The following is a 14582-nucleotide window of genomic DNA, read 5'->3' on the forward strand; positions in this document are numbered from 1 at the left end:
TTCGACGTGAATATTTATTTAATCGTAAAATCAAACTAAATATAAAGTTATATTTTATTTTTTATATAGTATTTTTTTAATTTTCTTAGTTACATTATTTATTTATTATGCTATTATTTATATCATAAAATTTTATATCAAGAGGTGATTATTTGCAGGGATTATTTACTTTAGATTCGGATAATAAAAGGTTTTATAAAATACTTGTTTCATTATGTATACCTATAATTATTCAACAACTTATATCTACTTCTGTAAATGTAATAGATACCATGATGATAAGTAGTTTAGGAGAGAGTTCAGTTGCTTCAATAGGAGTTGCTAATCAGTTTTTCTTCTTATTTAACATGTCATTATCTGGTATCACTGGAGGAGCAGGAGTATTTATTTCTCAATTTTTTGGAAAAGGTGATGTAACTAATATACGTAAAGTAACTGGATTTAGTACTTTATTAGCAATAATACTTAGTTTATTTTTCTTTATACCAGCTTTAGTTATACCTACTAATATAATTCATATATTTTCTTATGATCCTGAAGTTATCAAGTTATGTACAGAATATTTTAGCATTGTAGTTTTTTGTTATCCACTTATTGCTATTAGTACTGTATTTAGTATGGGATCAAGAGGAGTAAGAAATCCTAAATTAGGTATGTTTTGTAGTTCAGCTGCACTAGTAGTTAATATAATACTTAATTATGGTCTTATATTTGGAAACTTAGGACTTCCAATGTTAGGTGTAAAAGGTGCTGCTATAGCAACAGTCACTGCTAGAATGGTTGAGTTAGTTTTAATACTGGGATATGTATACTTTATGAAAAAAGACTATGTTTTAAGATTTGGATTATCCGACTTAAAACTTATAACAAAAGATTTTACTATTTCATTTTTATCAAAAAGTATGCCAATATTCTTAAATGACAGTGCATGGGCGGTAGGTACAGTTTTATACTCTGTTGCTTATTCAAGAGCAGGTACTTCAGCTATAGCAGCTAGTCAAATAGCTACTAGTACAGGTAACTTCTTTATAATGACAGCTGTATGTATAGCTATTGGTGCATCTATAATGCTTGGAAATGAATTAGGTGCTGACAATATAGATAGAGCAATTGTATATGCAAAAAAATTCTCTGCACTTACTTTTTTAGCTGGTTTAATATTTGGTGGATTGTTAATATTAAACATACCATTCTTACTAAAAATATTTAGTGTATCTGATAGTTTAGCTCCTGATATTACTAAAATATTTGTAATCATGGGTATTATGATGGCTCTTAAATCATTTAATACTTTGATAGTTATCGGTATTTTAAGAAGTGGTGGAGATACAAAATATGCACTGTTTTTAGAATTAGGATGTATGTGGTTTGCTTCAATACCACTAACATTCTTAGCAGCATTTTACGGTGCTCCAATATATATCTTAGTTTTACTTACGTATGCTGAAGAAATATTTAAGTTTATATTTGGTGTTCCACGAGCTCTTTCTAAAAAATGGGCAGCTAACATAGTTAAAGAAATAAATTAAAATTAATAAAAGGAGTTCAGAAAGTGAAAATAATCACATCTGAACTCCTTTTTATACATTTTATATTTATAATAAATTATTTTTGACCTATTCTTAGATTTGGAACTGCATTAAGACTCATATCATCTCTTCTTCCATTGATAAAGTTATAATATCCTGCACATCCTATCATCGCAGCATTATCAGTACATAAATCTATTGGTGGATATTTTATATCTATATTTTTTGTCTTACCTAACTCTGTTATTTTCTCTCTAAGAGCTGAGTTACATGCTACCCCACCAGCAAGTGCTATTGTATTATATCCTTTTTCTATTGCAGCTTTTATAGCTTTATTAGATAACACTTCAACAACAGCTTCTTGGAATGATGCACATACATCTTCCACTATTATATCTTCTTTTTTCATCTTCTTAGCATTTAAATAATTTAATACAGCTGATTTTAATCCACTAAAACTAAAATCATATCCATCATCTAGGTATGCCCTTGGGAAATCTATAGCATTTTTGTTGCCTTGCTTTGCTAATCTATCAATTATCGGACCACCTGGATAACCTAATTCCATAGCTCTTGCTATTTTATCAAATGCTTCACCTGATGCATCATCTCTAGTTCTACCTAAAATTTCATATTCACCATAATTTTTAACTTCTACTAGATGAGTATGTCCTCCTGAAACAATAAGAGTTATAAATGGTGGTTTCAAATCTTTATGTTCTATATAATTAGCACTAACGTGTCCTTCTATGTGGTTTACTCCTACTAATGGTTTGTCTGTTGTATATGCAAGTGCTTTTGCATAAGATAAACCAACAAGTAAAGCTCCTGCTAAACCTGGGCCATATGTTACAGCTATATGATCAGCATCATTTAACGTAATATTCGCTTGTTTTAATGCTTCATCTAAAACTTCATCTATATTTTCTATATGCTTTCTTGATGCTACTTCTGGTACTACTCCACCAAATTTTTTATGTAATTCTATTTGAGTGTTTACTACGTTTGATAATACTTCTCTACCATTTCTTAAAACTGCTATAGAAGTTTCATCGCAGCTACTTTCTATAGATAGTGTTATTATATCTTTCATTACTTCACCGCCTTTATATCATTCCACATTATCATAGCATCCTCTTTATTGTCGCTATAATATTCTTTTCTAATTCCAGCTAGTTTAAATCCATATTTTTTATAAAGATTTTGAGCAACAATATTAGATACTCTTACTTCTAATGTCATTGCAACTATACTATTAGCTCTACATAATTCTACTAATGCGTTCACTAGCTTATCTCCTATTTTTAATCCTCTATATTCACTGTGTACAGCTACATTGGTAATCTGTCCTTCATCCATAACAAACCATATTCCAACATAGCCTACTACTTTATTATCTATTTTTGCAACTAAATATCTTGCAACATCATTATTAAGTTCTTTTTTAAAAGCATCCTTAGACCAATGATGTTCAAAGCAGTCTTTTTCTACTTGAAAAACACCATCTATATCTTTCGATGTCATTTGCTCTATTACTAAATTATTTTCCATTTTGTATCCTCTTCATTTTTTCATCATATTGAACTTCTGCTTGAGATTTTCTTATATATAATGGATTTATTCCGAAACAATCATATACATTTATATTTTTATTATATTTATTTATAGCAACAGAGCATAAGCTACTTGCTTTATTTACATTATGAGAAGGTGCAGGTATATGTATATTAGATTTTAATTTTATCTTGTCCTCGTACTTGTATACTGCTTCTCCAACTATTATCCACTCTTCATTAGTTTGCGATAATTCTTCTAATAAATCATCTATTTCTACTACATCAACTGACTTTAATTCTACTAGTTCATTATTCTCAAATTTATATTGACCCATATATACTTGAGTTCTTTGTGCATCTAATATAGAACATATCTTTTTATCACATAAATTCATATTTGCAGCCAATAATTCAACTGAATTAACTCCTACTATAGGTAAATTATTCACATGTGATATAGCTTTTGCAGTAGACATTCCTATTCTTAATCCTGTAAATGATCCTGGACCTTCACAAACAGCTAATACATCTATTTCATTGATATTAATATCACTTATTTTAAGCATATTTTCAATCATAGGCATAAGCTTTTGAGAATGAGTTTTCTTAGTATTTATAGTGTACTCACAAATTAATTTATTATCTTCAATAACTGCAACACTTGCAGCTAATGAAGATGTATCTATTCCTAAAACCTTCATTATTTTGTCAACTCCTCAACTATTTCTTCATATTTTTTTCCCACTGGATTTAATATCATTTCTCTAGACATATCTTTATATTTCAGCTCTATATGTAAATATTCTTCTGGAAGTATATCTTCTATAAGATTTGCCCACTCTATGATACAAACACCTTCTCCATTTATGTACTCATCGTAACCAATTTCATACATTTCATCACTACTACCGATTCTATAAACATCAAAATGATATAAAGGCATCTTTCCTTCGTATTCATTTACTATAGTAAATGTAGGACTAGTTATATAATCATCAACTTCTAAAGCTTCTGCTAAGCTTTGTGTCATTGTCGTTTTACCTGCTCCTAAATCACCTATTAAGCAAATTACACTACCTGGTTGCAGTAAAGTTCCTAATTTATATCCGATTTCTTTTGTTTTTTGTTCATTTTCTAAGTATATATTAACCATAATTTCATCTCCATAAAAATTTATGTAATAACTATATATTTCAAATATATATTCATTTATAAAAATATCTTAATTATAATTATCAACTATATTCATTTATATTATAACAATACTATTTGTTTTATAAATAAACAAACTATTAATAATAGTCAACTAGATATTATTATATTATAACAATGTATTATTATAAAGTATTTATAAGTATAAACTATATTATTGTTGATTTTTTAACTTTCATTTTATTTATATTTAAATTTTATTTTCAATTTTCTTATAATTTATATTTTTTTATTTTTTTTGTAAAAATGTGTATACGGTTCTGAACTATTGACCATAATTTAAATACAAAGGATATTTACTCCCCCAAATATTAAATATTCCTTATTCCCCCTAGCACTTACTTTTTTAAGTAAGTGCTTTTTAATTTTCTAAAAATATACTAATTTTTATATTGTAAATTATATATATTATTGAAATTTTTTACATTATATAAACTTTAATCGAACCCCTTACCCCTTTGCTATGGCTTAATTTAAGCTAATATTATTAAATAAGCTCCTAATCCAATGTTTATACTAGGAATAATTTTACATGTAGATTTTTATTTTAATTGTGATACTATATTCACATCATCAATTGTAACTTTTTTGTAACCTTTTGATGAAATCTGAATTAAAGATAAACTAGAGGTGGATTAAAATGAAAAAACAAATAAAAACGCTAGTAGCAGCAGGATTAATATCAATAGTATCGGCAGGTAGCATAGTTACATCTCATGCAGATTCAAGAACTACTACATGCAAGAACTCTAATCAAAAATTACAAATAGTATGTGTAAATTTAAATAAAAATTGTTTTAAATATAAGAAAAATTGTAACGTTAACAAACCAACTAACTCAGATTGTAACGTTAACAAACCAACTAATTCTGGATGTTCAAACAATGATACTGTAAAGCCTGAAAAACCTAATACTACTCCAGAGAACAAACCTTCAGTTCCTGGTGATTCAAGCAACAGCAATAATAGTAACAACAATAATAACAATACTGTAAAACCTGAAAACAAACCAGAGTCTAATACTTCATTCTCAGCTCAACAACAAGAAGTATTAAACTTAGTTAACCAAGAAAGAGCTAAAGTTGGAGCTAAGCCTTTAACATTAAATAAAGAATTATCTAATGTTGCAACTACAAAATCGCAAGATATGATAAACAAAAACTATTTTGACCATACTTCTCCTACTTATGGTTCACCATTTGATATGATGAAACAATTCGGAATATCTTACAAAACAGCTGGAGAAAATATAGCAATGGGACAAAGAACTCCTGCTGAAGTTATGAATTCTTGGATGAACTCTGAAGGTCATAGAAAAAATATATTAAACCCTAACTTTACTGAGCTAGGTGTTGGTATAGCTAAAGCTTCAAACGGACAATTATACTGGACACAAATGTTTATAGGAAAATAATAAATTTATATTAAAAGACACTTATTAAAAATAAGTGTCTTTTCTCTTTTATCATAATTTATAGCATAATATTACCTCTCACAAAATACTCTTATATAAATATAATATAATTACAAATAAAATATTGGAGGGCTTATATTTGAAAAAACTTATTTCTATAATCTCGACCTTTTTAATTCTTATCATTTGTAATTTTATACTGTGTAATCTTTTCAAAACTAGTTTTTTTGAATTTTCTTTTTTAACAGGAATATTAGTTACTATTTTTATAGCATTTTTCTCTAGTGATGGTGGAGCAACTACTTCTGCATGTGATTTACGATATAAATTTTTACTTGAAAGTGATACAAGAAAAAATAACGGTGATATTCAATTCAATATAAATCTCCCTTTTATAGTATCTCTAATATATACTATAGTAACTGGAATTATTAGTTTTATAGTTTACTTTGATCACTTTTTTTAGCAAAAATTCGTTTAGTTTAACCTAACGTATTGGATCTAAACTTCATGATATCAATGAATTTGTACGTAAAAAACTCCCTAATTTAAGTTAGGGAGTTTTATTTTATTTAACTCTATTTAATATCTTCTCTGTTCTTTTGTATAAAGGTAATGTCAACAATGACATTATAGTTGCTTTTAATAAATTAAACGGAGCTATTATCCATATTACAAATGTCAGTTTATCTACTATATAAGGATTAATTGCTGCTCCCATTTCTATTACTGCTTCTATCGGCATTATAGTGCTATAAAATGGTAGCATTATATAGTAATTTGATAAACATCCAACTATAGTCATAACAAATACTCCAAGTATAAGTCCTATTATAATTCCTGATTTTTCTCTTTTCTTTGTATAAACATAAGAAACTGTCCAAACAAATGATCCACCTATTACGAAATTTGCAAATTCTCCAACACCACCTGTTGTAGACATACCTGTTATAAACTGTAATAAATTTTTAAGAAATGCTATAGCAACACCTGCCATAGGTCCTAGCGCAATTCCGCCTAATAATGCTGGTAAATCAGATACATCTATTTTTAGAAATTCTGGAAATAACATTGGAATTGGAACAGATATAAACATTAATATATATCCAATTGCAGATAGAATTCCTACCTTTACTAATGTAGATGTTTTAAAAACACTTTTATTTTCTAAAGTTCCTTGCATAAAATATAACCTCCTAATTTTATTAGGAAAAACAAAAGCTCGAAGAGATCTATCTTCGAGCTTATTTTTTGAGCGCAAGTTATATAATATACATAATTTATTGTATATAAATAGACAATGTAAAAAATTTGCTTCTTCTCTCATCCAGACTTTACTGTCGGCTTTGGAATTTCACCAAATCATGCTACAAATGTAGCTCGCGGGCTGTACCGCCGGTAGGGAATTTCACCCTGCCCCGAAGATCTATCTTACTATTGATTTTTCCATTCTTATATTTATATAGTATTAATTTAAACTCTCAAAGTCAACTAATTTTTTTATATACCTTATATTACCTGTTAATTAATTACGACGACTATATTTTTATACCCATAATTATTTATTGTAAACTAATTTTCCATCTATGACAGTGTATAATACATTACTTTGTATTTCTAATGGACACCCATCCCATATAACTATATCTGCATCTTTTCCTACTTCTATAGATCCTACTTTATTATCTATACCTAAAGTTTTAGCTGGATTTATAGTTATAGCTTCAAAGGCTTTTTCTTTTTTCATACCATGCTTAACAGCTATACCTGCACATAACGGTAAATACTGAACAGGAATTACAGGATGGTCTGTCATTAAACATATATCTAGTCCTGCATTAGATAATATTCCCGCTGTATCAAAAGTTAAATTTCTTAATTCTATTTTAGATTTTTCTGTTAATGAAGGACCCACAATTACTGGATATCCTTCTTCTACTAATTCTTCAACTATTAAGTGACCTTCTGTACAGTGATCTAGTGTAAGTTTTAGATCAAATTCTTTAGCTATTCTTATAGCTGTAAATATATCATCCGCTCTATGTGCATGAACTTTAAATGGCACTTCTCCTTTAAGCACTGGCAATAAGCTCTCCATTCTTATATCATACTCTGGCTTATCATGATCTTCATGCTCCATGTATAAATCCATTTCATCTAAATACTCTTCTGCCTTTTTTAAATTTTCTCTTAGTAATGAAGCTATAGCCATTCTAGTCTGAGGCATTTTCTCATCTCTTCCATAACAACTTTTGGGATTTTCACCAAAAGCTATCTTAGATGCAACAGGATTTTTTATAACCATTTTATCTATTCTTCTACCAAATGTTTTTATAGCTATACATTGGCCACCCATTACATTTGCACTTCCTGGAGTTGTACATACCGCTGTTATACCTCCTTGAACTGCTTCTTTAAAAGTATTATCCATTGGATTTATACCATCTATTGGATTTAGGTGTGGAGTTATTGGATCAGTTTCCTCATTTCCATCTGCACCTTCAAATCCCATTCCATCTTCCCATAATCCTAAATGAGTATGGGCATCTATAAATCCAGGGAATACAAACTTACCATCTGCATCTATAACTTGTGCATCTGATGGTACATCTAAATTTTTTCCAATAGCCACTATCTTTCCATTTTCTATAATTATATTTTCTTCAACTATCCCGTTAGTTATAGTATTTATTGTTCCATTTTTTATGAATATCATATATTCTCCTCCTAATATAAGCTTATATCTTCATTGATAAAGCCACTCTTTGCTTATTCATGTCAACTCCTATAACTTTTACGTCTACAATATCTCCTACTGTGACTATAGACATAGGATCTTTTACAAATGATTTACTCATTTGAGATTTATGAACTAAACCATCATTTTTTATTCCAATATCTACGAAAGCTCCAAAGTCTACTACATTTCTAACTGTACCTTTTAGAACCATTTCTTCTTGGATATCTTCTATTTTTAATACATCCGTTCTAAGTATAGGTTTTATACCTTCTTCTCTAGGATCTCTTCCTGGTTTTTTAATTTCAGCTATTATATCTTTTAGGGTTAATTGGCCGATTTCTAAATTATCACTTAATTGTTTTATACCTACTTCATTAATCTTAGAATCAATTTCTTCTATATTTTTATTTTCTATATCCTTTAATGAGTATCCTAAAATTTCTAACATTTTTTTACAAGTATCATAGCTCTCTGGATGAACGCCTGTATTATCTAAAGGATTTTTAGCATCCAGTATTCTCATAAATCCTGCACATTGTGTAAATGCTTGAGGACCTAATCTCTTTACTTTTTTCAACTGTGCCCTAGACGTAAAGTCTCCATTTTCTTCTCTATATGCTACTATATTTTTAGCTATAGTTTTACTTATACCTGCAATATGCTCTAATAAAGAATATGATGCTGTATTTAAATCTACACCTACGCTATTAACTGAGTCTTCTACAACTCCACCTAATACTTCAGCTAATCTTTTTTGATTTAAATCATGCTGATATTGACCTACCCCTATACTTTTAGGATCTATTTTTACTAGTTCTGCCAATGGATCCTGTAATCTTCTTCCTATAGATATAGCTCCTCTTATAGATACATTTATATCTGGATGCTCTTCATTAGCCAATTCTGATGCAGAATAAACTGATGCTCCAGCTTCATTAACTATTATATATTGGATAGGTCTCTCTATTTCCTTTATCATATCTGATACAAATTTTTCAGATTCTCTCGATGCAGTTCCATTTCCAATAGCTATGATATCTATTCCATGAGTATTTATTAATTCTTTAAGAGTTTTCTTTGCACCTTCTACATTATTTTGTGGTTCTGTTGGATATACCGTTGTAAAGTCTAGTAGCTTTCCATTTTTATCTACAACCGCAATCTTGCATCCTGTTCTAAATGCTGGGTCAAATCCCATTACAACTTTATCTTTAACTGGTGATTGTAATAAAAGGCTTTTTATATTTTTACCAAATACACTTATCGCTCTTTCTTGAGCTAATTCAGTTAAATGGTTTCTTATTTCTCTTTCTATAGAAGGAAATATTAATCTTTTGTATGCATCCTCTATAGATGAAACTATTTCTTGTTTATTTTTAAAGTTATCATTTTTTACATATTCATTTATTATATGATTTATTACTTTTTCATTATTTATTTCTAATTTAACCTTTAAAAAACTTTCTTTTTCTCCTCTATTTATAGCTAATACTCTATGAGGAGCTATAGTTTTTACTGATTCACTATAATCATAGTACATATCATATACAGATTTTTCTTCCTGAGAATTTTTCGTTACTATAATACCCTCTTTTAATGCAAGCTCTCTTATATGTTTTCTTATTTTTGCATCATCTGATACGATTTCAGCTATTATATCTTTAGCTCCTTTTAAAGCTTCTTCTATTGAGCTTACTTCCTTTTCTTCATTTATATATTTTTCAGCTTCAATATCTAAATTTTCTATATTTGTATTTAAAATAGCTAATGCTAAGCCCTCTAATCCCTTTTCTTTTGCTATAGTAGCTCTAGTTCTTTTCTTTTGTTTATATGGAGCATATATGTCTTCCACTTCTTGAAGAGTATGTGCTTTTTCTATATTTACTTTTATTTCTTCTGTTAATTTTCCCTGTTCTTCAATTATTCTTACTACATCATCTTTTCTACTTTGTAAATTTCTTAAATACATCAATTTATCATGAAATTCTCTTAGAGTTACATCGCTCATTTCTCCAGTCATTTCTTTTCTGTATCTAGCTATAAATGGGATTGTGTTACCTTCATCTATAAGTTTTATAGTATTGTTTACTTGGTCATCTCTTAGATTAAGTTCTTTTTTTAATATTTCATTTATATTCATATGAATCCCTCTTCTTTCGCTTATTTAGGTATATTTAATTTTTAAGTATTTTATATAACTTTAAAATAAGGCTCGAGAATTAAATTCTCAAGCCCTTTCTTTAATGATTTTTAGATTTATTAATTCTTAAATATTCATTTATAAATAAATCTAAATTCCCATCCATAACACTATCTACATTACCCATTTCTGCATTAGTCCTATGGTCTTTTACTAATTTATACGGTTGGAATACATATGATCTTATTTGACTTCCCCATGTTATTTGAGAATACTTGCCTTGAATATCTTCTATTTTTTCTTTTTGTTCAAGTTCTTTAAGCTCTATAAGCTTAGCCATAAGCATCTTCATAGCCGTATCTTTATTTTTATGTTGAGATCTTTCATTTTGACACTGAACTACAACACCAGTAGGTATATGTGTTATCCTTACTGCTGAATCTGTAGTATTTACATGTTGACCGCCTGCACCAGAAGCCCTATATGTATCTATTTTCAAATCTACTGTATTTATATCTATTTCTATACTATCATCTAATTCTGGTATAATATCTATAGATGCAAATGATGTATGTCTTTTTCCTGATGGATCAAAAGGAGATATTCTTACTATACGATGAACACCTTTTTCACTTCTTAAATATCCGTATGCATTTATTCCCTCTATAAGAAGTGTTGCACTTTTTATCCCAGCTTCAGGGTCTGAGATTATATCTAAGATTTTAACTTTATAGTTTTTACCTTCTCCCCATCTTACGTACATTCTAAGTAACATTTGCGCCCAATCTTGAGCATCAAGCCCTCCCGTACCAGCATTTATAGATAAAATAGCATTATTTTTATCATATTCTCCACTTAGAAGAGTTTTTATCCTTACTGTATCTATTTCATTTTCTAATTTAGATATATATTCCTCTATTTCTTTTTCAATAGATTCATCATTTTCTTCAAGTCCTATTTCTATTAAAACTTCAATTTCTTCTAATGATGATACAAGTGTATTATACTCTTCTACAGTTTCCTTACGTGCTTTATTTTCTTGAAGTATCTTCTGAGCAACATCATTATCATTCCAAAAATCCTGCTCATTCATCTTGTCTTCATTTTCTCTAATTATTGTATTCAATGAAGCAATGTCAAAGAGAAACCCTCATTTCTTCTATATTTGAAGACATTCTCTCTACACTATTTCTATAGTCTTGTAAATTTAACATTTCTGTCCTCCGCTATTATCTACCACAACATTTCTTATATTTTTTACCACTTCCACAAGGGCAATCATCATTTCTTCCTATTGATTCTTCTTTCTTAACAGTTTTATTTCCTGGTTCATCTGTTATGTTAGAAGATAAATGATCAACATCTATAACTTGCTTTCTTTCAACTGGTTCTTCTATAGTTATGTTGAAAAGATATCTTATAGTATCTTCTTGTATATGTGTGTTCATTTCATTGAACATTTCAAATCCTTCATTAGTGTAAGCTATAACTGGATCTTGTTGACCTATAGCACGAAGTCCTATACCTTGACGTAATTGATCCATTGCATCTATATGGTCTATCCAATGATTATCAACAGCTTGAAGAAGTATAACTCTTTCCACTTCTCTCATTCTTTCCGATCCTATTTTTTCTTCCTTATCACTATATATCTTAACTGCGATTTCATATACTGCTTCTATTAATTGTGCAGCATTAAGTTTTTCCATATCTGTTATATCTATACTTCCTTTTGGCATGAATAAATGATATAGATAATCTTTAAATCCATCTATGTTTATACTATTTTCTTGAGTATAAGTACTAGCTGCATCTTCTATTAAAGAGCGTACCATATGCTTTATTTGTTCTTCTAAATTTTCACCTTCTAGAACTCTTCTTCTTTCAGCATATATAGTCTCTCTTTGTTTATTCATAACATCATCATATTGAAGTACATGTTTTCTTATACCAAAGTTTCTACCTTCAACTTTCTTTTGAGCACCTTCTATAGACTTAGTTAACATTTTATGTTCTATCGGCATATCTTCTTCTAGACCTATTTTTTCTACTACAGAACTTATTCTATCACTTCCGAATAATCTCATAAGATCATCTTCTAGTGAAATGTAGAATGTAGAACTACCTGGGTCACCTTGACGACCAGCACGACCTCTTAACTGATTATCAATTCTTCTAGATTCATGTCTTTCAGTACCTATGATAGCTAAACCACCAGCTTTTATAACTTCTTCTTGCTCTTGATGAGTTTGCTCTTTAAACTTTTTGTATAAGTTTTCATATTCATCTCTAGCTGCAAATAATTCTTCATTGCCTTCTCTATCTATTCCTTCTAACGATGTATCTACTTTATTTATTACAGATTCATCGTATCCTAATCTTTTCATTTCTCTCTTTGTTAGGAAAGTAGGGTTACCACCTAATACTATATCGGTACCACGACCTGCCATATTAGTTGCTATAGTTACAGCACCTATTCTACCAGCTTGTGCTATTATTTCAGCTTCTTTATCATGGTGCTTAGCATTTAATACTTCATGCTTAACTCCTTTTTTCTTTAATAGCATAGATAATAATTCTGAATTTTCTATTGAAACCGTACCAACAAGCACTGGTTGCTTAACTGCATGTCTTTCAATTATATCGTCTACAACTGCATTAAACTTACCTCTTGTATTCTTGTAAACAACATCGGCTAAATCATTTCTTAAAATCTCTTTATTAGTAGGTATTTGAACTACGTCCATTTTATATATAGCCTTAAATTCATCTTCTTCTGTTTTAGCTGTACCTGTCATTCCTGATAACTTGTTATACATTCTAAAGTAATTTTGGAATGTTACTGTAGCTAATGTTTTAGACTCCCTTTGAATTCTTAGACCTTCCTTAGCTTCTATAGCTTGGTGTAATCCTTCAGAGTATCTTCTACCAAACATAAGTCTTCCTGTAAATTCATCAACTATAATTATTTCTCCATCTTTAGATACATAATCAACATCACGTTTCATTATTACATGAGCTTTTAATGCTTGACTTATATGATGATAAAGTTCTGTATTAGCTACATCTGTTAAGTTATCTACATTAAAGTAAACTTCTGCTTTTTGTATCCCCGATTCAGTTAAAGAAACTGATTTTTGTTTTTCATCAACCTCATAATTATCTGGCTTTAATGTTAGTACAAATGTATTAGCATCTGCATATAAATGTGTAGATTTATCCCCAGGTCCAGATATTATAAGTGGTGTTCTTGCCTCATCTACAAGAATTGAGTCAACCTCATCCACTATAGCATAGTTTAACTCTCTTTGAACCATTTGTTCCTTATGTATTACCATGTTATCTTTTAAGTAATCAAATCCATATTCATTGTTAGTTCCATATGTTATATCACATTGATATTGTTCTCTTCTAACTTGAGGATTTTGCCCATGAACTATTACCCCAACTGTCATTCCAAGGAATTCATATACTTTTGCCATTTGTTCCTTATCACGTTTTGCTAGATAATCATTTACTGTTACTACATGTACACCTTTCCCTGTAAGAGCATTTAAATATACTGGAGCAGTTGCAACTAATGTTTTACCTTCACCAGTTTTCATTTCAGCTATTCTACCTTGATGAAGAACAATACCACCTATAAGCTGTACTCTATAGTGTCTCATTCCTAATATTCTTTTAGATGCTTCTCTTACAACAGCAAAAGCTTCTGGTAATATATCATCTATCGTTTCTCCTGCACTTAATCTTTCTTTAAATATATTTGTCATATTTTGAAATTCTTTATCTGACATAGAATCAAACTTTGTCTCTAAAGAATCTATTTGATCAACTATCTTATTAAACTTTTTAAGTTCTTTTTTATCCGCCATGTTAAATAAATTATCTAAAAAACTCATATTCAGCATCTCTCCTCGCTCAATTATTATACTAATATTCATTTTACCATAAAAATTCTATATTTAATATTGAATATTTGCCTTTATAT

11 protein-coding genes and 1 riboswitch are annotated in these 14582 nt (G+C 29.1%); of the genes, 2 read left to right on the forward strand and 9 right to left on the reverse strand.

Annotated elements, in window-relative coordinates; translation table 11 throughout:
- Window positions 1-152: 152 nt before the first annotated feature.
- The gene (locus tag NWE74_RS10700) at window positions 153-1529 is read left to right on the forward strand and encodes an MATE family efflux transporter (RefSeq protein WP_258243160.1); all 1377 of its coding nucleotides are present in this window, start codon (window positions 153-155) and stop codon (window positions 1527-1529) included.
- Between the two features lie 76 nt (window positions 1530-1605).
- Here NWE74_RS10700 and tsaD read toward each other — a convergent pair whose 3' ends face one another.
- The 4 genes from tsaD to tsaE are packed head-to-tail and all read right to left on the reverse strand — an operon-like array spanning window position 1606 to window position 4238.
- Window positions 1606-2622, reverse strand: coding sequence for a tRNA (adenosine(37)-N6)-threonylcarbamoyltransferase complex transferase subunit TsaD (tsaD, locus tag NWE74_RS10705; protein ID WP_258243161.1), 1017 nt, complete (start codon window positions 2620-2622; stop codon window positions 1606-1608).
- A complete protein-coding gene (gene rimI, locus NWE74_RS10710; protein ID WP_258243162.1) occupies window positions 2622-3080 on the reverse strand; it encodes a ribosomal protein S18-alanine N-acetyltransferase in 459 nt (152 codons plus the stop codon). Before rimI ends, tsaD begins: the two co-directional genes overlap by 1 nt.
- Window positions 3070-3786: a tRNA (adenosine(37)-N6)-threonylcarbamoyltransferase complex dimerization subunit type 1 TsaB gene (gene tsaB, locus NWE74_RS10715; protein WP_258243163.1), complete on the reverse strand. Its 717-nt coding sequence runs from the start codon at window positions 3784-3786 to the stop codon at window positions 3070-3072. The genes rimI and tsaB overlap by 11 nt, the downstream gene beginning before the upstream one ends.
- Window positions 3786-4238: a tRNA (adenosine(37)-N6)-threonylcarbamoyltransferase complex ATPase subunit type 1 TsaE gene (tsaE, locus tag NWE74_RS10720; protein WP_258243164.1), complete on the reverse strand. Its 453-nt coding sequence runs from the start codon at window positions 4236-4238 to the stop codon at window positions 3786-3788. The genes tsaB and tsaE overlap by 1 nt, the downstream gene beginning before the upstream one ends.
- A gap of 699 nt (window positions 4239-4937) precedes the next feature.
- Here tsaE and NWE74_RS10725 point away from each other — a divergent pair.
- Window positions 4938-5711 (forward strand): CAP domain-containing protein, encoded by a 774-nt coding sequence (locus NWE74_RS10725; protein ID WP_258243165.1) that lies wholly within the window; start codon window positions 4938-4940, stop codon window positions 5709-5711.
- Window positions 5712-6279: 568 nt separating this feature from the next.
- On the opposite strand, the gene NWE74_RS10730 is transcribed toward NWE74_RS10725, so the two are convergent.
- The 5 genes from NWE74_RS10730 to secA form a co-directional block, all read right to left on the reverse strand.
- A complete protein-coding gene (locus NWE74_RS10730) occupies window positions 6280-6894 on the reverse strand; it encodes an ECF transporter S component (RefSeq protein WP_258243166.1) in 615 nt (204 codons plus the stop codon).
- A gap of 128 nt (window positions 6895-7022) precedes the next feature.
- Window positions 7023-7141: riboswitch (FMN riboswitch) on the reverse strand.
- 128 nt (window positions 7142-7269) lie between these two features.
- Entirely contained in the window at window positions 7270-8427 is a 1158-nt protein-coding gene (locus tag NWE74_RS10735) for an amidohydrolase (protein ID WP_258243167.1), read from the reverse strand.
- A gap of 22 nt (window positions 8428-8449) precedes the next feature.
- A complete protein-coding gene (locus NWE74_RS10740; RefSeq protein WP_258243168.1) occupies window positions 8450-10591 on the reverse strand; it encodes a Tex family protein in 2142 nt (713 codons plus the stop codon).
- 100 nt (window positions 10592-10691) lie between these two features.
- Window positions 10692-11805, reverse strand: a protein-coding gene (prfB, locus tag NWE74_RS10745) for a peptide chain release factor 2 (protein WP_258243169.1) whose coding sequence is annotated in 2 segments (ribosomal slippage) — window positions 10692-11741 and window positions 11743-11805 — 1113 coding nt in all. Because the reading frame shifts where the segments join, the coding sequence is not laid out codon by codon here.
- Window positions 11806-11820: 15 nt separating this feature from the next.
- The gene (gene secA, locus NWE74_RS10750; protein ID WP_258243170.1) at window positions 11821-14493 is read right to left on the reverse strand and encodes a preprotein translocase subunit SecA; all 2673 of its coding nucleotides are present in this window, start codon (window positions 14491-14493) and stop codon (window positions 11821-11823) included.
- Window positions 14494-14582: the final 89 nt, after the last annotated feature.

It is taken from the genome of Romboutsia lituseburensis (genome assembly GCF_024723825.1).
Lineage (GTDB): Bacteria > Bacillota > Clostridia > Peptostreptococcales > Peptostreptococcaceae > Romboutsia_F > Romboutsia_F lituseburensis_A.